19 protein-coding genes are annotated in these 19449 nt (G+C 31.4%); 7 read left to right on the forward strand and 12 right to left on the reverse strand.

Going from position 1 to position 19449, the window contains the following annotated elements; genetic code table 11:
• Positions 1-54: 54 nt before the first annotated feature.
• From E4J94_RS02035 to E4J94_RS02090, 12 genes are all read right to left on the reverse strand, one after another.
• The gene (locus E4J94_RS02035; RefSeq protein WP_135834241.1) at positions 55-849 is read right to left on the reverse strand and encodes a helix-turn-helix transcriptional regulator; all 795 of its coding nucleotides are present in this window, start codon (positions 847-849) and stop codon (positions 55-57) included.
• Positions 850-958: 109 nt separating this feature from the next.
• Entirely contained in the window at positions 959-1606 is a 648-nt protein-coding gene (locus tag E4J94_RS02040; RefSeq protein ID WP_135834242.1) for a DUF6266 family protein, read from the reverse strand.
• Positions 1607-2721: 1115 nt separating this feature from the next.
• A complete protein-coding gene (gene clpP, locus E4J94_RS02045) occupies positions 2722-3387 on the reverse strand; it encodes an ATP-dependent Clp endopeptidase proteolytic subunit ClpP (RefSeq protein ID WP_038331995.1) in 666 nt (221 codons plus the stop codon).
• Positions 3388-3437: 50 nt separating this feature from the next.
• Positions 3438-4757 carry a trigger factor gene (locus E4J94_RS02050; RefSeq protein ID WP_135834243.1) on the reverse strand — a complete coding sequence of 440 codons (1320 nt, stop codon included), beginning with the start codon at positions 4755-4757 and terminating at the stop codon, positions 3438-3440.
• 279 nt (positions 4758-5036) lie between these two features.
• Positions 5037-6401, reverse strand: coding sequence for an acetyl-CoA carboxylase biotin carboxylase subunit (gene accC / locus E4J94_RS02055; RefSeq protein ID WP_135834244.1), 1365 nt, complete (start codon positions 6399-6401; stop codon positions 5037-5039).
• 23 nt (positions 6402-6424) lie between these two features.
• Positions 6425-6907, reverse strand: coding sequence for an acetyl-CoA carboxylase biotin carboxyl carrier protein (gene accB, locus E4J94_RS02060; RefSeq protein WP_135834245.1), 483 nt, complete (start codon positions 6905-6907; stop codon positions 6425-6427).
• Positions 6908-7032: 125 nt separating this feature from the next.
• A complete protein-coding gene (rpmF, locus tag E4J94_RS02065) occupies positions 7033-7230 on the reverse strand; it encodes a 50S ribosomal protein L32 (RefSeq protein WP_019975824.1) in 198 nt (65 codons plus the stop codon).
• 55 nt (positions 7231-7285) lie between these two features.
• Positions 7286-7867: a YceD family protein gene (locus E4J94_RS02070; protein ID WP_135834246.1), complete on the reverse strand. Its 582-nt coding sequence runs from the start codon at positions 7865-7867 to the stop codon at positions 7286-7288.
• 72 nt (positions 7868-7939) lie between these two features.
• Positions 7940-9013 (reverse strand): 4-hydroxythreonine-4-phosphate dehydrogenase PdxA, encoded by a 1074-nt coding sequence (gene pdxA / locus E4J94_RS02075; RefSeq protein WP_135834247.1) that lies wholly within the window; start codon positions 9011-9013, stop codon positions 7940-7942.
• 9 nt (positions 9014-9022) lie between these two features.
• Positions 9023-9499: a hypothetical protein gene (locus E4J94_RS02080; protein ID WP_135834248.1), complete on the reverse strand. Its 477-nt coding sequence runs from the start codon at positions 9497-9499 to the stop codon at positions 9023-9025.
• Between the two features lie 9 nt (positions 9500-9508).
• Positions 9509-9895 carry a RidA family protein gene (locus E4J94_RS02085; protein WP_135834249.1) on the reverse strand — a complete coding sequence of 129 codons (387 nt, stop codon included), beginning with the start codon at positions 9893-9895 and terminating at the stop codon, positions 9509-9511.
• Between the two features lie 12 nt (positions 9896-9907).
• Positions 9908-12520: a putative LPS assembly protein LptD gene (locus E4J94_RS02090; protein WP_135834250.1), complete on the reverse strand. Its 2613-nt coding sequence runs from the start codon at positions 12518-12520 to the stop codon at positions 9908-9910.
• Between the two features lie 72 nt (positions 12521-12592).
• Here E4J94_RS02090 and E4J94_RS02095 point away from each other — a divergent pair, with 72 nt between their 5' ends.
• The 7 genes from E4J94_RS02095 (at position 12593) to E4J94_RS02125 (ending at position 19431) form a co-directional block, all read left to right on the forward strand.
• On the forward strand, positions 12593-13888 hold the full coding sequence (locus E4J94_RS02095) for an N-acetylmuramoyl-L-alanine amidase family protein (protein WP_246034235.1): 1296 nt from the start codon (positions 12593-12595) through the stop codon (positions 13886-13888).
• A gap of 59 nt (positions 13889-13947) precedes the next feature.
• Positions 13948-14922: an MlaD family protein gene (locus E4J94_RS02100; protein ID WP_135834251.1), complete on the forward strand. Its 975-nt coding sequence runs from the start codon at positions 13948-13950 to the stop codon at positions 14920-14922.
• Between the two features lie 50 nt (positions 14923-14972).
• Complete coding sequence (locus E4J94_RS02105) at positions 14973-16298, forward strand: (Fe-S)-binding protein (RefSeq protein ID WP_135834586.1); 1326 nt, start codon at positions 14973-14975, stop codon at positions 16296-16298.
• 69 nt (positions 16299-16367) lie between these two features.
• On the forward strand, positions 16368-16796 hold the full coding sequence (locus E4J94_RS02110; protein WP_135834252.1) for an LNS2 domain-containing protein: 429 nt from the start codon (positions 16368-16370) through the stop codon (positions 16794-16796).
• Positions 16797-16836: 40 nt separating this feature from the next.
• On the forward strand, positions 16837-17628 hold the full coding sequence (locus tag E4J94_RS02115; protein ID WP_135834253.1) for a (Fe-S)-binding protein: 792 nt from the start codon (positions 16837-16839) through the stop codon (positions 17626-17628).
• 151 nt (positions 17629-17779) lie between these two features.
• Complete coding sequence (locus E4J94_RS02120) at positions 17780-18247, forward strand: ABC transporter ATPase (protein ID WP_135834254.1); 468 nt, start codon at positions 17780-17782, stop codon at positions 18245-18247.
• 338 nt (positions 18248-18585) lie between these two features.
• A complete protein-coding gene (locus tag E4J94_RS02125) occupies positions 18586-19431 on the forward strand; it encodes an RteC domain-containing protein (RefSeq protein WP_068944928.1) in 846 nt (281 codons plus the stop codon).
• The last annotated feature ends 18 nt before the right edge of the window (positions 19432-19449 follow it).

A 19449-nucleotide genomic window follows, 5' to 3' on the forward strand; every position in this document is an offset into this window, starting at 1 on the left:
CGGTTTTATTGATAAAGTGTTTTATTTTTTAGATAATTAATCGTGGAATTTCTTTTAAAGGAATTGGTGTTTCGCAAATGTACGTTTTAAGGTATTGTAAGTGGAGAAACCACTTTGAATGGTAATGTCTTTGAATGGAGCATTGGTAAACATGATCAGTTCTAAGGCTTTCAACATTTTTAATTTTTGTTCGTATTGCGAAAAGGAGCAGTTGAAATAGTAGTTGAATCCTTTTTGAATTTCATAGTAAGTAAATTCCGTATCTGTTGCAAAGGCATAAAGTGTTTGGTTCTTTTGCAAGCATTCTTTGTAAATTAATTTGAGTTTTTGAATGGGAATATGATAAAACTTTTTCCAGTTTCCCTTTAATTCTTGACTTTTGACTTGGATTGAAACACAGTAATAAGTAAATTGATTTTGTTTGTGTCGGTGAACAAAACCTGCTAAATGATGGTAGCCGTCTGATAAATCTGAAATATCAATAAGAAAAGGAAAATATTGATTTTGATTATAGTTGATTTGTGTATTGATTTTTAAAAGTTCGTAAAATGCTTCCATATCAATATTAAAGTTTATTGTTATGTTTGGAGGGCCTGGACATTCGCAGACATCATTGAAGTAAAAAATTAATTGCGGAATAAACAAAAGTTGTGATTGATAATCTTGTATCGCAAACAAATTGATTTTTTGAATAAAGCCAAATGCATATTCTATCATTTGCATATACTGTTTGTTTAGGATATCTTGTTTTGCCTCGACTTGTGGTTCAATTTTCTTGATTACATCCCCATATCGATGAATAAAAAAGTTCAGGTACTTGATATATTCTTCATATAATTCAATTTTCATAGGCTTAAAAATTAAAATTGAAAATACTTGTAGTAAAGATGTATTTGTCTAATATACAATAAATTATAATAAAAACAAAAATCCCCTCCAAAAAGCTGAGGGGAAGTGGTTAAAATACAGTGACTTGACCTAAATAAACAGACGGTGCAGCATCTTGTTTTATGACGGATAAAAAACTCATCCAAACATGTATTTCTGTTCCTTGATATTTTGGCAGAAATTGTAGTACATAGGATTCTTCAGAGCGTTTTACGGTTGTTTGTACAACTGTTGATTGTGCTTTTGTATTACCATCTTCTGCATACAATATAACTAAGGTGTCATTTTGATCTACAAGTTCTGTTGCATTATTAGTCCATGTAATCGTTGCCGATAGTGGATCGTCTGCTGTAACATTTACAGGTTGAGGTTCGAATAAATTACCTTTTGTGAATTGAATGTTGTTGTACTGAATAGAAAAAGTTAACGTATCCATATCACATAAAATAGCTTGTAATAAATTTGCCATAGCTTGGTTGTAAGGTGATTTTAGTCCAGACCTTTTTCCGTAATAGGTTTTAGCCAATGCTTTATACCCTTGTATAAATTGTACAGCAAAATTGAATCTGTCTTTTATAACTTGTTGTTTTGGCGTTGGTATTCGGTTTGATTTTCGAGGACGCATACGAGATATTTCATGCCCTTCGATATTCGAAACAACAATTCGTCCTGTACGTCCTCGCGTACCCGACAAAAGAGAATCTGTAATTTTTCCCATTTTTAATAGATTTTAAATTAAACTTTATTTGACTTGGTTCAGCAACAATTCGAATGTAGACTGAATAGCTTTAAGTAATTGAAACCTGACGAGCTGTGAACGAAATTGGTAGGTGATGAAGGGGAATGATTGCTAAGGATGTAGATGTGAGATATGAGAATTGAGATTTTAGAGTCGTAAAATGTATTATGTATTTGAATATTGAAAAAGGATCATAAAAATGTCATATGATTTGGAGGTGAGTGTCAAAAAGTTGAGGGGCATGATTAAGATTATTCATTTTTTTTCTTGATAAAAAAAACGAATCAAAAAAAATCAAGTCCGTGCTTTCAAGTCGGTCAATAATGGCTATTCGCTAAATGCTTTAGAACATTCGCATATGAAATGCGAACAGTAAATCATTTTTAACGCTCTTTACGCCGAATTGACACTCGACTTTTCAGCAATGACGGTTTATATATTCGTTGTTAAAAAAGGATTTGAATGTTTAAATAGGAATAAAAAAAACGACGATTTAGTATCGAAATGCAATTCAACTCTAAATTATTGGAATAAAAAAGTTGAGGTGTCTGAACGAAGTGAGTTATCAACTTTATGGAAATAATTTATTTAAAATACCTGAGCTATACCATGGTTCCTCCTTTTAATTTCAAATGTTTTTTTGGATGAGCTTCCCTGAAGGGCATATGAATACAAATAACTAAGATAAACATTGAATGAATAAAAAATGAAAAGAAGATTTCATAAAATGATAGAATATTAGAGAAATAACGTGTTAAAAAGTGTTAAATTCCTGTATCGGTGTATATCCAAAATGACACTTTTCTGTATCGGTTGTGTATCCGCGCTGTATCCATTCTGTATCCATTGTATATGCGTTCCGTATGGTTTGTTCGGTGTTCGTGTATCGGGGGTGAGAGTTGAAAGTAATTATGTTAGTAATTGATTACATATCTACAGGTGAAAATTAATTGATTTTTGCATCAATAATAAAAAATTATTACTATTAATTTTTTATGACTTGTAAATGAAAAAACTGTTTTCTATCAAAGCCTTTAAATAAAAAAAGGATACTCATTAATGAGTATCCTTTTTTGTCGTTATTGAATTTAAAATTATTTACGAGGTAATAAAACTTCGTCAATCATTCCATATTCTTTTGCTTCTTGTGAAGTCATCCAATAATCACGTTCACCATCTTTTTCGATTTGCTCGAAAGTTTGACCTGAATGAGTTGCAAGAATATCATATAATTCTTTTTTCAATTTCAAGATTTCCTTCAATGTAATTTCCATATCAGTTGCTTGTCCTTGAGCTCCTCCTAAAGGTTGGTGAATCATCACGCGAGAATGTTTAAGAGCCGAACGTTTTCCTGCTGCACCTGCACATAATAAAACTGCTCCCATAGAAGCTGCCATTCCCGTACAAATTGTTGCAACGTCAGGTTTTACTAACTGCATTGTGTCGTAAATTCCTAATCCTGCATAAACACCACCACCTGGTGAGTTAACATAAATTTGAATGTCTTTTGTCGCATCTACACTTTCTAAGAACAATAATTGCGCTTGAATAATATTCGCAATTTGATCATCGATTCCTGTTCCTAAAAAGATGATTCTATCCATCATCAAACGAGAGAAAACGTCCATTTGTGCAACGTTCAATTTTCTTTCTTCAACGATGTAAGGCGTTGTGTTTTGGATATAACTCTCCATATGTAAAGAGCTAATTCCTTTGTCTAACAGCGCATATTTTTTAAATTCTTCTCCTACGTTTTTCATTATTAAATTTAGATTTTAAATGAAAGGTATAAAGAATTTTTTAGAAGTGATTAAGCTTCTGCTAATTCTTTATTTTTTTCAGTAATAATGTCAACAAACTCGTCAAATGTTACTTCTTTCTCGTTCAATTTTACATTGTTTTTGAAGATGTCTAACATTTTGTCTGTAAACACTTGGTATGATAAACGGTTGTATTCTTCTTGATTCTGTAAAGCTGACATTGCAATTTGTTGTAATGTTTCTTCTGGAATAGAAGTTTGACCGTACATTTTTAATTGATCTTTGATTGCAGCAAAAGCAGCTTCTTTTACTTCCTCAGCATTTACTTCTACATTATTAACTTCAGCAATTTTAGCTTCAATTAATTGGTAACGTAAACCTTTGTCCATTTTTACCAATTCTTCTTTAGCTTGCTCTTCAGATGTTACATTTTCATTAGAAGTAATTAACCATTTCGTTAAAAATTCTGTTGGTAAATCAAATTGAACTGTATCTAATAATTTAGCTACAACATCATTGATAATTTGTTTGTCAGATTCTTTGTTGTACATGTTTTCTGACTCTTCTTTGATTTTGTTACGGAAAGCTTCTTCTGAATCTACAGCTCCTTCTCCATAAACTTTATCAAATAATTCTTGATTAACTTCTGCTTTTTCAGCTTTGTTAATTTCTTTGATTGTATAAGTAACGTTAGTTCCTTCTTCAGAAACTTCTGTGTTCAATTGTTGTGCAGCTTCTTCAGCAGTGTCAAAAATATTGTTAGAATTTACTTCTACAACATCACCAGCTTTTTTACCGATAAATGCAGAAGCATCTTTCAATTCTTCTAAACGGATAAATGTTGGTTTAGCTTCTTGTCCTTCTACAGCAGCTTCTACTTTCAATACAGCTTCAGCTTCAGCTTCAGTTAAAGATTTTAATGATCCAAAACGAGCAGCGAAATTATCTACATATTTTTGGATTTCGTCGTCAGCAACTTTTACTTTGTAGCTGTCAACTTCTATTTTAGATAAATCAACATCAAATTCTGGAGCCAATCCTAATTCGAAATCAAATGATAATTGATCAGCATCCCAATCAACATCTTTCATTACTGGAACTGGATTTCCTAAGATTGATAATTTTTCTGTGTTGATGTATTCAGATACACTTTTTTGTAAAATTTCGTTAACTGTATCAAAAATAACAGCTTGCTCGTATTGTTTTTTTACAAAACTCATTGGAACTTGTCCTTTACGGAAACCTTTGATGTTAGCTGTTTTTCTGTATTGGTTTAATACGTCAACTACTTTTTCTTGATAATCTGCCTTATCAACAGTTACAGTTAATACTGCGTTTAATTTGTCTGTTGTATTTTTAGTAATATTCATCTACCTTAAATTTGGAGTGCAAATGTATAAATTATTAATGATTTTTAATAGTAAAAAGTAATATTACAATCAATTCATTCACTATAAATTAACAATTCGGATTGAATCTTATCAAATACTTGAGATTTTGATTTTAGATGGAATGATTGAATTGATTATTTACTACTTTTCTGAGGTGATATTTTCAACAATTAAGCCATTTGATACCTAATGACATTATGGCATAAAAAAATGCTAAAACAATTTGTTTTAGCATTTTTTATTTAAAAAAATAATTTCTTATAATTCTGAATAATTCGCGTAAGATTCATCAAAAACAAAATCTTCCATAAATTTAGTTGTATAATTACCTGCGATAAAATCAGGATGATCCATCAACTGTAAATGGAAAGGAATTGTTGTTTTGATTCCTTCAATATAAAACTCTCCTAACGCACGTTTCATTTTGCTAATTGCTTCTTCACGAGTTTGTGCAGTAACAATTAATTTAGCAATCATAGAATCGTAGTTTGGTGGAATTGTATATCCAGCATAAACGTGTGTATCTACACGAACACCATTACCACCAGGAATATTAATATTCGTAATTTTTCCTGGAGAAGGGCGGAAGTCGTTATAAGGATCTTCTGCATTGATACGACATTCGATAGAATGTCCTTGAGGATAGTAGTTTTTACCAGAGATTGGTTCACCCGAAGCTAACATAATTTGTTCGCGAACTAAATCAAAACCAGTAACTTGTTCTGTAATTGGATGTTCTACTTGAATACGAGTATTCATCTCCATAAAGTAGAAATCTCCATGTTTATCAACTAAGAACTCAATAGTACCGACACCTTCATAACCGATATATTCACAAGCTTTAACGGCAGCTTCACCCATACGTTGACGTAATTCGTCAGTCATAATAGGGGAAGGAGTTTCTTCAGCTAATTTTTGATTACGACGTTGAATAGAACAGTCACGCTCAGATAAGTGACAAGCTTTTCCATTTTGGTCACTTGCAACTTGTATCTCGATATGACGTGGCTCTTCTATTAATTTTTCCATGTACATCCCATCGTTACCAAAAGCTGCAGCAGCTTCTGTACGAGCAGATTCCCATGCATGTAATAAATCTTCTTCTTTCCAAATTGCACGCATACCTTTACCACCACCACCGGCAGTAGCTTTCATCATCACTGGGTATTTAATTTCGCGAGCAACTTCTACAGCTTGTTCATAGCTTTCTAATAATCCATCAGATCCTGGAACTACAGGTACACCTGCTTCTTTCATTGTAGCTTTAGCATTTGCTTTATCTCCCATACGGTCGATGTTATCTGCTGGCGCACCAATAAATTTGATTCCGTTTGACTGACAAATTTTAGAGAAAGTTGAATTTTCAGATAAGAATCCATAACCTGGGTGAATAGCATCCGCATCAGTAATTTCTGCTGCTGCGATGATGTTAGCCATTTTTAGGTATGAATCTTTACTTGGAGCAGGACCAATACACACTGCTTCGTCTGCGAAACGTACGTGTAATGATGTTTCGTCTGCTTTAGAGTAAACAGCAACCGTTTTGATTCCCATTTCTTTTGCTGTACGTATAATACGCATAGCAATTTCACCTCTATTAGCGATTAATATCTTTTTAAACATAGTTTTCTATTCTAAAAAATAAATTAAGCTGGATCAACTAAGAATAATGGTTGATCATACTCAACAGGACTAGCATCGTCAACTAAAATTTTAACGATTTTTCCTGAAACTTCTGATTCAATTTCGTTGAATAATTTCATAGCTTCAACAATACATAAAACTTTTCCTGGAGCGATAGAATCACCAACACCTACGAAAGGATCTTTACCTGGACCTGCAGAACGGTAGAAAGTTCCAATCATTGGAGATTTTACTGTGATTAAATTACTGTTTTCTTCTTCTGATGGAGTTGTAGAGTTACTTACTGGTGTAGCAGCAGTCGCTTGTAGCGTTGCAGCTTGTGCTACAGGAGCTTGAGGTACATAAAATTGTTGAGACGCAACTTGCGCAGGTACGCTAGCTAAAGTTTTGATTTTGATTTCGATGTCATCTTGTTTGATGCTCACTTCAGCAACTTCTGCTTTTGATACGAATCTAATTAAATTTTGAATGTCTTTAATGTCCATATAATGCGGTTTTTTATTTGACCTTTTATGTTTGTTTTTTATAAAACGATTTCAAAGGTATTGAAAAAAAAATAAAAAAGCTGTTTCTTTTATAGAAACAGCTTCAAAATCTTTGTAAGATTATATTATTCAGTAACTTCTTGTACTTTCTCTAATACTACTTTACCTTTGTAGTATAATTTTCCGTCAGACCAGTGAGCTCTGTGATATAAATGTGCTTCACCTGTTGTTTTATCGATTGCTAATTGTGGAGCTTCGATTTTGTAGTGTGTTCTACGTTTATCTCTTCTTGTTGACGACTGTCTTCTCTTAGGATGTGCCATATCTAACTACTTTTTTTTCTTTATTTCTATAATTTATTTTAATAATAAAAACCAATTAAGGTTTTAAATCTTTCAATTTTGCCCAACGAGGATCAATGTCGTTATTATCGTCATCGTCATCATTGTTGTTGTCTTCATCGTTATGCTCGTCTTCTGCATCTTCGTCTAATTCGTAAATGCTGTATTGGTCTAATAATTCTATCATTTCAGAATCGCTTTTACCGTTTAAGACATCGGGATGAATTCGTTTTGTTGGTACTGATAACATTGCTAATTCAAAAAGAACTTGTGCAAGATTGATTTGGTATTCTTCACGAGGAATAACCCAAATCTCAAAATCAGTATCGTCAAACTCGTCTCCAAATTTAACAATTAATTCTGCATTATTTGAAATTTCTTGTTGAAACAATTCTCCAGTCAAATCACAAGGGACTGTAATGTCTCCTTTTAAGCTGATTTCTAACTCAAGCATTGTTGATTTTTTATCCAAAATAATTGTTGCAATTAAATTAGGATTGTCAAAATCTTGCTCAATTTCAAATAAATCAAAGAACGATTGTGATAATTCGAATGTAAAATCACTCTTACCAAAAGGCAAGCTTGTAAATACAATATTATAATTTTTTAACTTGTCCATACCACAAAAAGGTGTGCAAAGATAATCTAATTTATTTAAAATTAATAGCTCTTTGCAACTTATTTTAATTTTTTATTCTTTATTATCGCCTTTCTCTAATTTTAGAGGAATATGTTGTAATACATTTTTTGTTAGCTCTTGATATTCGTTTCGATTTTTATACAATTCGATAGCCGAAAAAATAGCTTCTTTAAATGATTCTTCGTTTGCAATTCCTTTTCCTGCTATGTCGTAAGCAACACCATGATCTGGAGACGTACGTACAAATTTTAATCCAGCGGTATAATTAACACCTTCATCAAAACTAATTGTTTTAAATGCTACTAAACCTTGATCATGATACATGGCAAGAACTGCATCAAAAGCGTCTAAATTAGAAGGATTGAAAAAGCTATCTGCTGAATATGGTCCAAAAACTAATTGATTTTCATTGATACAACGTTCAATTACTGGAGTAATAATTTCTTTTTCCTCTGATCCTAATAATCCATTGTCTCCTGCATGTGGATTAAGACCTAGAACTGCAATTTTTGGTTTACTGATTGCGTAATCTTCAACTAAGCTTTTATGAATTTGCTGAATTTTAGCATAGACAGATTTATGATTAATATTACGAGCGATATCTTTTATTGGAATGTGTTGAGTGACTAATCCAACTCTTAATTTTTCTGAAACTAAGAACATCAAAGGTTTTCCTCCCCAAACTTCTCCTAAATATTCAGTATGACCTGGGAAATGAAATTCTTCGGATTGAATATTGTCTTTGTTAATTGGCGCTGTAACTAAAACATCTGTAAAACCATCAATCACAGATTGTGAAGCAGCTTTTAAAGATTGATAAGCATGTTCTCCAGCTTCTTTTGTTACTTTACCAAAATGAACATCAATTTGATCTTTCCAAAGATTGACAACATTTATTTTTCCGTCTACAACTTGACTTGCATCTTGAATTCCTTGAAAATTGATTCGGTCAAATTTTAAACGATCTTTTTGGAAAGATAAAAGTTTTGTTGAGGCAAATATAACAGGTGTAAAAAACTCTGTAATTTCTTTTTCTTGTAGAGTTTTTAGAATAACCTCTATTCCAACTCCATTATAATCACCAATAGAAATGGCAACTCTTATTTTTCTATCTCTTTCAGACATAATTTAATTTTAATAAGATTGGCTTGATGGTTTGTGTTTTTTGAGAAAATTTTTATAAATTAAATCTACGATTAAACCTCCAATCCAAGATGAAAAGAATAAAACTGGACAAATAGCAATTTCGTACCAAGTTGGATGATAAGGTGTAATAAGAACATCTCCTAAAGCTACAATTAAAACAATAAAACCAACAAACATTGTGTAAGCTTGCTTTGCTCTTTTTACTAATAACGCTGTAATAACTCCCCCAACTAAAGCGGCTATTCCACTGATAGCTAACATTGAACCAAAGAATTGCACTTCGAATCTTTTACCTTCTCCATGCGAAAAGTATTTGATAACATGTCTCCATTCTGGAAAAATTTTGTCATCCCAATGTAATCTGTTTGCGTTGTATATAAGTCCAAATTGTATAATTGTATAGATAATAATTAGTCCTACAATTACTGCAATAGTGTTTCTTAATACAGTTTTGTCTTTAAGCATATATTTTTATTAATCTGCAATTGCTATGACAGAGATTTCAACATTTACATCGCGAGGCAATCGAGCTACTTCTACACATTCGCGAGCTGGAAAATTGGTGTCATTGAAATATGAAGCATAAATTTCATTTACAGCATTGAAATCATTTAAATCTTTTACGAAGATTGTTGTTTTTACTACATTATCTATCGTTGTTCCTCCTTCTTCTAGAATTGCAATTACATTTTTCATTACTTGATGAACTTCATCTTGAATTCCTGTTGTTACTAATTCATTTTTCTCTACATTAAAAGGAATTTGTCCAGATGTGTAAATAAAACCATTGTATTTTACTCCTTGAGAATATGGTCCAATAGCTTGTGGAGCTTTATCTGTATGAATTATTTGTTTTTTCATGTTTAATATTTTTTAGTAATTAAGTCTTGATCTGTCGTTGTATTTTAAATCTTGTAAGATTGATGCTTTGATTCCGATAAAGAAATCATAACTTTTATATGTTCCCATAGGAGTCCAGTTGAATGATAATGTAAAACTACGTAAATCTCTTTCAAAACCGAAGCGAACATATGTTATTTCATTTTTAATAAAATCATAAGTTGCGTTTGCCGAAATTGCCCAATATGGAGTAGGAGAAATTTTTCCATTGAAAGCAATAGATCCTGTTGATTTTCCTTTTCTTTCAAGCATTTTGTTGTAATTATAGGTGACATTTGCAGTTAAACTCCATGGTATTGCAAATTGAGCATAATTGTCATTGTCATAATAAAAATTTTCATCACGAACAGTTCCTCTTTTTTTATAGTTCTTTGCATCGAAACGTTTTCCTCCAAATGTACTATTATCGAAAGTGTATCCTGTACCTAATGTCATGTTTGTTATTCGTAGATTTCCTAAACCTATTTTGTCAACATACTCAGAGACTTCTTCACCAGAAGCATTAAGATATCTTCTGATTTGATATGGATTAACACTAGAAGAGAATTGTACATTCACTTTGCGATCAAATAATGATGTCATTCCGTTTATAATAATTGGCGAAAGTTTAAATTCTTCTGCAGCTAAATTATATGAAGAACTGAAATTTAATGTTTCAAAAATCTTTATTTTTTTAAAACCTTTAGGATCGCTATTATCCTTTATTTTCATCTCCAAGTTGTTTGAAATTCCAAAATTTAAAGAATTCGATAAAGGAGGAATATCTACTCCATTAAGTATGTTTTCGTATTGATTGTACCAGTCCTGTTCTTGGTTTTTATTTGTAAAGGGTTTGTAATATCCCCAACTTTCAGACCGAAAGTTAGGAGTGTACGTGAAACCAATAGAAGGAGAAATAACGTGTTGAATACCTAGTATTTTAGCTTCTTTATTTGGATTAAGATATAATCCGTAAAAATTGGTAGAAATACTAGCGTTAAAATCAAATGTTCTGTAAGCATTGAATCCTTTTACAATAGTTTTTTCTTCTTTATTATTTGTAGAGTTATATGATTTTATGATATGATTGTCTCCCCAAACTTCATTATATCTAGATGATAAAGTTAAAGGGAAGTAGTTTGCTAATGTAACACCTGTATTTAAGTCAACTTTATGAGAAGCTCCCATACGCATTTGGTCTTTCCACATTTTGTCAGTAAAAATATCACTATCGTTTGTAGTAACTTGATTAGCTGCTTGGAATGCATAAGAAACACCAAGATTTTGTAATAAACCTTCTTTAGGTGTGTTTTTCTTAGCAAAAGGATAAATGCGACTCATCGTAAATGTTAAATTTGGTAGAGTAACACTAATAATTCCTGTATTATAATTTTGAGAATGATTCATATTCATACTCGCAGTGAATGGTAACGTCTCAAAGTTTTTTGTTAAACTAATTGATGAGTTAACATTGTTTGTAAAAACTTGTCCAGTATTAATATATTGATTTCGTACAGATTCGCGGTAATATTTTGTACTAGAAAAGTTGACATTTGCATTGAATAACCAATATGGATTAGCTTTAGGGTCTTGAAGATGACTCCAAGTTACTTGAAACATATTGTTTTTCTGAAAAGCATTTGCACCATTTGAAATACCTTTTATACCTGTTAATCTATTATCGGTTGTAGCTGAAAAAGAACCACTATATTTATAACGTTTCTTATAAGTAGATTCAGCTCTTACAGCCCAACTTCCTTTTGTATAAATATCTCCAGAAAGTTTTAAATCGAAATTGTCTCCAAAAGGGACATAAAAACCTAAATCTTCTATAAAGAAACCTAGATTTGTACGCTCACCAGGACGAGGCATTAAAATACCAGCAGCACGTTTTTCTCCCATTGCTGGAATATAACCAAATGGTAAAGCTAGTGGAGTAGGTACATCATAAATCCACATATTGATTGGTCCAGTAATCAAAGTCTTTTTACCATTTTTATCAACCATTTTTCCTTCTTTCGCACGAAGAAAATAATCTGGACGAGTATCTTTTCCTTCTTTAAAATAAGTATCAGTTGTAAAATCAGCACGTTTTAATAGCATAACCGAATCGTTAACGCGTTTTGCTTTATCTGCGATAATTATTCCATCTTCCTGCGTCATTCGGATATTATATGCAATACCAACTTTTGTTTTGAAATTCACTTTAAAAGCATCTTGCAAAATTTCCTGTTGTCCTTGTAAGAATTTTGTTTTCTCAATAATATTACCAATAGAGTCACGTTTACCTTCGGCATAAACATCTCCTGTATCCCAATTAAGTTCAATGTAATCTGCGTCAATGGTCATATCTCCATAAACTACATGTGCTTTTCGTAAAAGATAAGTCATACGTTTTTTACGGTTATGAATTTCGTCTTCAGAACTGTGTTCTACCACAAATTCTAATTTTTCTTTTACAGGTATAATTGTATCTAATTTTATTGAATCAGAAACAATTTTCGAATGATCTTTATCGTTATTATTTTGTCTAATTTGACCGAATGAAACGGTGCAAACCATTACTGGACTAAAAAATAAAATCGATTTAATTGCCTTTGTAAACAAATTGAAAAACTTATTTTTTATAAATTGCGTCAAAATTAATCAAAAAAACAAACCTAGAGTATGAGTTTAAAAATGATTAACATACAAAAGTATTTATTTTTTGTGATGATGATGATATTTTCTACATTTTCATTTGCACAAAAAAAGCAAAATTTTGTTATTGTTATTGATGCTGGTCATGGTGGACATGATGCTGGAGCAAGGGGAGTCGCTGATTATGAAAAGAATATCACGTTAGATGTTTCGAAAAGATTGGCGGAATTAATTAAAAAAAATCACAAAGATGTTAAAGTTGTTTTAACACGTGATACAGATATTTTTTTAGAATTATGGGAACGTACACGAATTTCAAATGATAATCATGCAAATTTATTTGTTTCTATACATTGTAATTCTGCATCAAACACAAGTGCAACAGGAACTGAGACATTTGTCATGGGATTAAAACGTTCTAATGAAACAGATGAAGTTTCTCGTCGAGAGAATTCGGTTGTGTTTTTAGAAAAAGATCAAGAACGATATGAAAAATTTAATCCAAATGACCCTGAGGCTGTTATTGCTTTTGAAATTATGAATGCCGCATATAAAGAGCAATCTATTCGTTTTGCAGATTTAGTAGAAAAAGGATTTGTTAATCGCGATTTTAGAAAAAGTAGAGGAGTAAAGCAAGCTAATTTTCATGTTTTGAGAGGAAATGCTTCACCTTCTGTTTTAGTCGAGTTAGGATTTATTTCTAATTATGATGAAGGAACATTTTTAGCATCAGACGAAGGAAAAGAAAAATCGACTGCTACAATTTATGAAGCTTTCAAACAATTTAAAAAAGAATTTGATCGAAGAAGTGGAATCGAAGAAGAGGATGAAAAACCAAAACCTTCAAAGAAAGTTGAGAAACCATTAGAAGGAAAAAAACTTAAAGTAAAAGTAATGGAATCTAAAATGAAATTTTCTGCTACTTCTCCACAATTAAGAGGTTTAACGGATTTAGATGTGATTCAGGAAGGTGATAATTATGTATATTATTATGGGGAGACGGACTTGCAATCTCGAGCAGATGATTTGTTACAAACAGTAAAACGTAAAGGTTTCTCTGGTGCTAAAATAGTAGAGTTCGAAATAAATAAAAAGCTAGATGGAGTTAAAAATTATCGTGTACAGTTTATGACATCTAACAAAAAATATAAAGATAAAGATGATAAGTTTAATGGACTTACAGATGTTTTGAGAGTAAAAGAAGGAGGTCTTCAAAAATATTATTATGGAGCAGATAAAACAATGGAAGCTGCTCAGAAAACATTAAAACAAGTTCAGGATAAAGGTTTTAGAAATGCTTTTATTGTTACATTTAATGGAGAGTCTCCAATGTAAATGAAATATAAAATGTTTCTTTACAAATTAAATTTTATTTTTGCATAAAATCATAACAAGTGAAATTATCTAAAGAATTAAAAATAGGAATCATAACCATCGCTACATTGATTGGTTTTTTCATGTTATTCAATTTCTTAAAAGGACAAAATATCTTTTCATCAGGACGTTTATTTACGGTGAAATTTGAAAATGTAAATGGATTAGCTCCCTCGAAGCCTGTTTCTATAAATGGACTAAGAGTAGGACAAGTAAAAGAAATTAAAATTATAGATACAGCAAAGCCAATTTATTTTGAAGTGGTAATTTCTGTAGAAAAAGACATTGAGTTCTCGAAAAAAACAATTGCAGAGATTTATGAACCAGGAATTATGTCTGGACCTGAAATTCGTTTATTATTGGATTATGGACCAGATATAGCAAAAGATGGAGATTTCTTAGAAGGACGTATTGCGGGAGGAATGTTAGATGGTTTAACAAAACAATTGACGCCAACTCAAGCTAAATTAGACAGTGTTTTATTAAGCTTTAATCAAACATTAGGAAGTGTAAATAATGTATTAGATCCAAGTACTCAACAAGACATTAAAGCAATGCTGAGAAATTTAAATCATACAATTGATTCATTCGATAAAACAGCTAAGTCATTGACAGAAACATCCAATAGTGCAAATCGTTTGATCGAGACAAATGAAAAAACATTAAACACAACTCTTAATAATGCTAGTGCTACAATGGCTTCAGCAAAAGCTACAGTAGATAAATTTGGTAAAACAGCAGATAAGCTAAATGCTTTAGAATTGGATCAAGTTATTAAGAATTTTGAAAATGCTTCCAAAAACTTAAACACATTGTTAGAAGATATGAACAATGGTAAAGGTTCTTTAGGTAAATTAGCAAAAGATGAATCGCTCGCAAATGAATTAGAAGCAACTATCAAAAATATGAATGAATTAGTGACTGACTTAAAGAAAAATCCAAGTCGTTATGTAAACATTTCAGTTTTTGGTAAAAAACAAACTGTACAACCATAACAATTAGAACAAAATAATACTCAAAACTCACAAAAAGACTAGTTAAAATGATGAAGTACATTCCAAATGTAATCTTTCTTCTAATTATGATTGGAAGTATTTGGTTCTTTGCAAAAAACGTAAAGAAACTAATACGTAATATCAGATTAGGAAAAGAAATTGATCGTTTCGACCATCCTGCTGAAAGATGGAAAACGATGGCTCGTGTAGCTTTAGGACAAGGAAAAATGACAGTTCGTCCTGTTGCAGGTATTCTACATATTTTTGTTTATGTAGGTTTTATTTTAATCAATATTGAAGTTTTAGAAATTATCATCGATGGTGTATTCGGAACACACCGTGTACTAAGTTTCTTAGGAAATTTCTATAATGGAATGATTGCCTTTTTTGAAATTTTAGCCTTTTTGGTTATGATTTCTTGTATTATTTTCTTCATTAGAAGAAACGTTGTAAAAGTTGGACGTTTTTGGAAACCAGAAATGAAGGGCTGGGCAAAAGATGATGCAAACTATATTCTAATTATGGAAGTTGCATTCATGCTAGCTTTATTTACAATGAATGGAGCAGATCAAGTTTTACAAAAAATGGGAGCACCTCATTATATTGAGACAGGATCTTTTCCAATTTCATCTTGGTTAACAGCGCCACTGATTAGTCATTTTAATGATATTACTTTTATTACAATTATCGAAAGAGCTGCTTGGTGGTTCCATATTATAGGTATTTTCTTTTTCTTGAATTATTTATACTATTCAAAACATTTACATATCATTTTAGCCTTTCCAAATACATGGTTTTCTAAATTAGAACCTAAGGCAGAATTTAATAATTTACAGTCTGTAACAGATGAAGTAAAAATGATGATGGATCCAAATGCAGATCCTTATGCTGCACCTGCAGAACCACAAGGAGAACCAGAAACATTTGGAGCAAAAGATATTTTTGATTTAAATAGAGTACAATTATTAAATGCTTATACATGTACAGAATGTGGACGATGTACATCTGAGTGTCCTGCTAATACAACAGGAAAAAAATTGTCTCCACGTAAAATTATGATGGATACTCGTGATCGATTAGAAGAAGTAAGTAAAAATATTGATACAAATGGAAAGTTTGTAGATGATGGGAAAACACTTTTAAATGATTATATTACACCAGAGGAATTGTGGGCTTGTAATACTTGTAATGCTTGTACACAAGCTTGCCCAGTAAATATAGATCCGTTATCAATTATTGTTGATTTGAGACGATATTTAGTAATGGAGCAATCTGCAGCACCGCAAGAGCTTAATATGATGATGACAAACATCGAAAATAATGGAGCTCCTTGGCAATTTAATAATGCTGATAGATTGAACTGGGCAAACGATTAAAATCGTAAAATACAATTACTCATTCTCGAAGAACTATTAATTTATACATAACACACAAACACAACACACATGGAAAATTTCTTAGAGGAAAAAATTGAAAACGGAGAAAGAGTAAGTCCTATTTTACCAGAAAATGTCAAAAACTATTTGATTGATATTGATGGAACAATTTGTGACGATATTCCAAATGAAGAACCAGAAAGAATGTTAACAGCAGAGGTTTATCCAGATGCTTTAGAAACATTGAATAAATGGTATGATGAAGGACATATTATTACATTTTTTACATCAAGAACAGAAGAACATCGTGAATACACTGAAATTTGGTTAAAGAAACATGGGTTTAAATATCATGGACTTTTAATGGGAAAACCTCGCGGAGGAAATTATCATTGGGTTGATAACCATTTAGTAAAAGCAACGCGATACAATGGTAAATTCACGGATTTGGTCGAAAAAAGTGTTTCTATTCAAGTTTTTGATGATGGGAAACATTAAATCAAATCCATTATTATAACAACAAAGACTACAAAAAAATATGTCAAATATTACAGTTAAGACAATGGCTCAATATATGGCCGAAGGCAAACAACCAGAAGTTTTGTTTTGGGTTGGATGTGCTGGAAGTTTTGATGATAGAGCAAAAAAAATAACACGAGCTTTCGTAAAGATTTTAAATAATATAGGAGTAGAATTTGCAGTTTTAGGAACAGAGGAATCTTGTACAGGAGATCCTGCAAAACGAGCTGGTAACGAATTCGTTTTTCAAATGCAAGCAATGATGAACATTGAAGTTTTGAATGCTTATGAGATTAAAAAAATTGTGACAACTTGTCCACATTGTTTCAATACCTTAAAAAATGAATACCCAAGTTTAGGTGGTGAGTACGAAGTTTTACATCATTCTCAATATTTACAACAGTTAATCAACGAAGGTAAATTGAAATTAGAAGGTTCTGAAACGTTCAAAGGAAGACGAATCACTTTTCATGACCCTTGTTACTTAGGACGTGGAAACGATGTTTACGAAGCTCCTCGGGAATTAATAGAAAAATTAGATGCCGAGTTAGTCGAAATGAAACGTTGTAAAACACGTGGATTATGTTGTGGAGCAGGAGGAGCACAGATGTTCAAAGAGCCAGAGAAAGGTAATAAAGATGTTAACATCGAACGAACAGAAGAAGCACTTGAAAAAGAACCACATATAATTGCTACAGGTTGTCCTTTTTGTAATACAATGATGACTGATGGTGTAAAACATTTCGAAAAGGAATCTACAGTTTTGGTTAAAGATTTAGCCGAATTAATTATGGAAGCCAAAGATTTATAAGTCTTATATCATCTAGGATAAAAACAAAGAAACCATCTCTATATAGAGATGGTTTCTTTATTTTTATAAAGTTTAATCTTTACGATTAATAAAAAAATCTCTAATTAATTATTTTGTAACTTTGAAAAACAAATTTTAAATTAGAGAGAAAATGAATTTAGCAGACGATTCAAAAATTTGGATTTTTCAAGCCAATCGTAAATTCTCAATAGAAGAAAAACAAGCTATTATAGCAAAACTAGATAATTTTATTGCAGATTGGAATGCACATGGGGCAGAACTTTTAGCTGATTTTGATTTACCTTACGATCAATTTATTGTAGTTGGAGTAGATGAAAATCAAGCAACAGCAAGTGGTTGTTCAATTGATAAATTGACGAAAATCGTTCGTGAAATAGATACTGATTATTCGTTCGATTTATTGAACAGAATGTTAGTTTCGTATGAAAATGAGGAAGAAATTTTTATCGAAAAATTACCAACATTTAAACAAAAAGTAAAAGAAGGAGAAATTAAAAATGTCAAAGTTTTTAATAATGGAGTTTCTTCTTTGAATGATTTTAAACAAAATTGGTTGTTGCCATTAGAAGAAAGTTGGGCAAAAATTCTATTAAATTAATATTTTTAAAGAAAAAGATTAATAGAGCCAAAAGTGGCTAATAAAGAGCAGTTTACAAGAGTTAAAACCTTATCGGTAACGATTTAGTAATGGTGCTTACTGCACTTGCTTTCACTTAATTACCTTGTAAATCATTACTGCAAATATAAAAATAAAAGGGTAAAATGCATTGTGTCTTTGCCCTTTTTGTTTGTTATCAAACCAGAAAAACTTTTAAGAAAATTCCCCCACTGTGGTAAACCTGTGGTGTTGGTTTCAATATTATTTCCAAATTTTGACATACCAAGAACTAGATGAGTTCTGAATAAAATTCTGCAAACTTTAAAAACATCTATGCTATGGAAATTATATTGAGTAAAATATTATCAGAAATTCGGCATAAGGAGGACAAAATTTCTTCTCAAATGATACGGTCATCTGATGAAGCATATCAAATGATTTTGTTTCTAAATGAAATGTTGTGTGCTATTAAAACTGAAATATTGCAAGTTGGATTTTTAAATGAAGATCAAGAGGTTGATTTCTTTAAGAATGTTAAACCGCAAATCCTTGGAAAACTTATTTATTACAATAAAGTATTTCGGATAGAAACTACCTGTCCCGTGAGTAATGGTAAAATACATCAAAGTTATTATGAAAATGTTTTAAAAAATCTCAAGTTAGAATATAAAGAAAGTATTTGCAATGAAGATTTCTACAGATATTACCGTGCTGGCAGAACCGACCGTGATCACACTTATTTCAGGCTCGGAAAGATTAACTATCACGATGGATTAAAGAGTGGCGTATTTGAAATTGACCTTAGCTTCTCCACATATTACGACAACAAAATAGCACATATTATTGCCAATGAACTACTTTATACTTACACTCTTACCAAAATAAATCCTGAAGAAAATCCCGATACAATATTACAAAATTTAGATGCAAACAAGGATATTTCGTGGACCAATTCTCAAAATGCACTTATCGAACTGATATATGCTCTATATGCTTCAAATTCCATTGCATATGGAAAAATAGGTATAAGAAAATTAGCTTTGATTTTTCAGGTGCTTTTTCGAACTCCTTTAAACGACATTCATCATTCATTCCACCGAATGAAGACAAGGGCTGGTTCAAGAACTGCATTTTTAGACCAGCTCAAAATATCCCTTGAAGAATATATGGATAAAGACCTTTAACTATATCAAAAATAACCA

Source organism: Empedobacter tilapiae (assembly GCF_004785645.1).
GTDB classification, from domain to species: Bacteria; Bacteroidota; Bacteroidia; order Flavobacteriales; family Weeksellaceae; genus Empedobacter; species Empedobacter tilapiae.

What these genes read in the sequence shown, in the direction of transcription:
- E4J94_RS02035 (WP_135834241.1), bottom strand. Translation starts at nt 849, where the DNA reads ATGAAAATTGAATTATATGAAGAATATATCAAGTACCTGAACTTTTTT.
- E4J94_RS02040 (WP_135834242.1), bottom strand. Translation starts at nt 1,606, where the DNA reads ATGGGAAAAATTACAGATTCTCTTTTGTCGGGTACGCGAGGACGTACA.
- clpP (WP_038331995.1), bottom strand. Translation starts at nt 3,387, where the DNA reads ATGAAAAACGTAGGAGAAGAATTTAAAAAATATGCGCTGTTAGACAAA.
- E4J94_RS02050 (WP_135834243.1), bottom strand. Translation starts at nt 4,757, where the DNA reads ATGAATATTACTAAAAATACAACAGACAAATTAAACGCAGTATTAACT.
- accC (WP_135834244.1), bottom strand. Translation starts at nt 6,401, where the DNA reads ATGTTTAAAAAGATATTAATCGCTAATAGAGGTGAAATTGCTATGCGT.
- accB (WP_135834245.1), bottom strand. Translation starts at nt 6,907, where the DNA reads ATGGACATTAAAGACATTCAAAATTTAATTAGATTCGTATCAAAAGCA.
- rpmF (WP_019975824.1), bottom strand. Translation starts at nt 7,230, where the DNA reads ATGGCACATCCTAAGAGAAGACAGTCGTCAACAAGAAGAGATAAACGT.
- E4J94_RS02070 (WP_135834246.1), bottom strand. Translation starts at nt 7,867, where the DNA reads ATGGACAAGTTAAAAAATTATAATATTGTATTTACAAGCTTGCCTTTT.
- pdxA (WP_135834247.1), bottom strand. Translation starts at nt 9,013, where the DNA reads ATGTCTGAAAGAGATAGAAAAATAAGAGTTGCCATTTCTATTGGTGAT.
- E4J94_RS02080 (WP_135834248.1), bottom strand. Translation starts at nt 9,499, where the DNA reads ATGCTTAAAGACAAAACTGTATTAAGAAACACTATTGCAGTAATTGTA.
- E4J94_RS02085 (WP_135834249.1), bottom strand. Translation starts at nt 9,895, where the DNA reads ATGAAAAAACAAATAATTCATACAGATAAAGCTCCACAAGCTATTGGA.
- E4J94_RS02095 (WP_246034235.1), top strand. Translation starts at nt 12,593, where the DNA reads ATGATTAACATACAAAAGTATTTATTTTTTGTGATGATGATGATATTT.
- E4J94_RS02105 (WP_135834586.1), top strand. Translation starts at nt 14,973, where the DNA reads ATGAAGTACATTCCAAATGTAATCTTTCTTCTAATTATGATTGGAAGT.
- E4J94_RS02110 (WP_135834252.1), top strand. Translation starts at nt 16,368, where the DNA reads ATGGAAAATTTCTTAGAGGAAAAAATTGAAAACGGAGAAAGAGTAAGT.
- E4J94_RS02115 (WP_135834253.1), top strand. Translation starts at nt 16,837, where the DNA reads ATGTCAAATATTACAGTTAAGACAATGGCTCAATATATGGCCGAAGGC.
- E4J94_RS02120 (WP_135834254.1), top strand. Translation starts at nt 17,780, where the DNA reads ATGAATTTAGCAGACGATTCAAAAATTTGGATTTTTCAAGCCAATCGT.
- E4J94_RS02125 (WP_068944928.1), top strand. Translation starts at nt 18,586, where the DNA reads ATGGAAATTATATTGAGTAAAATATTATCAGAAATTCGGCATAAGGAG.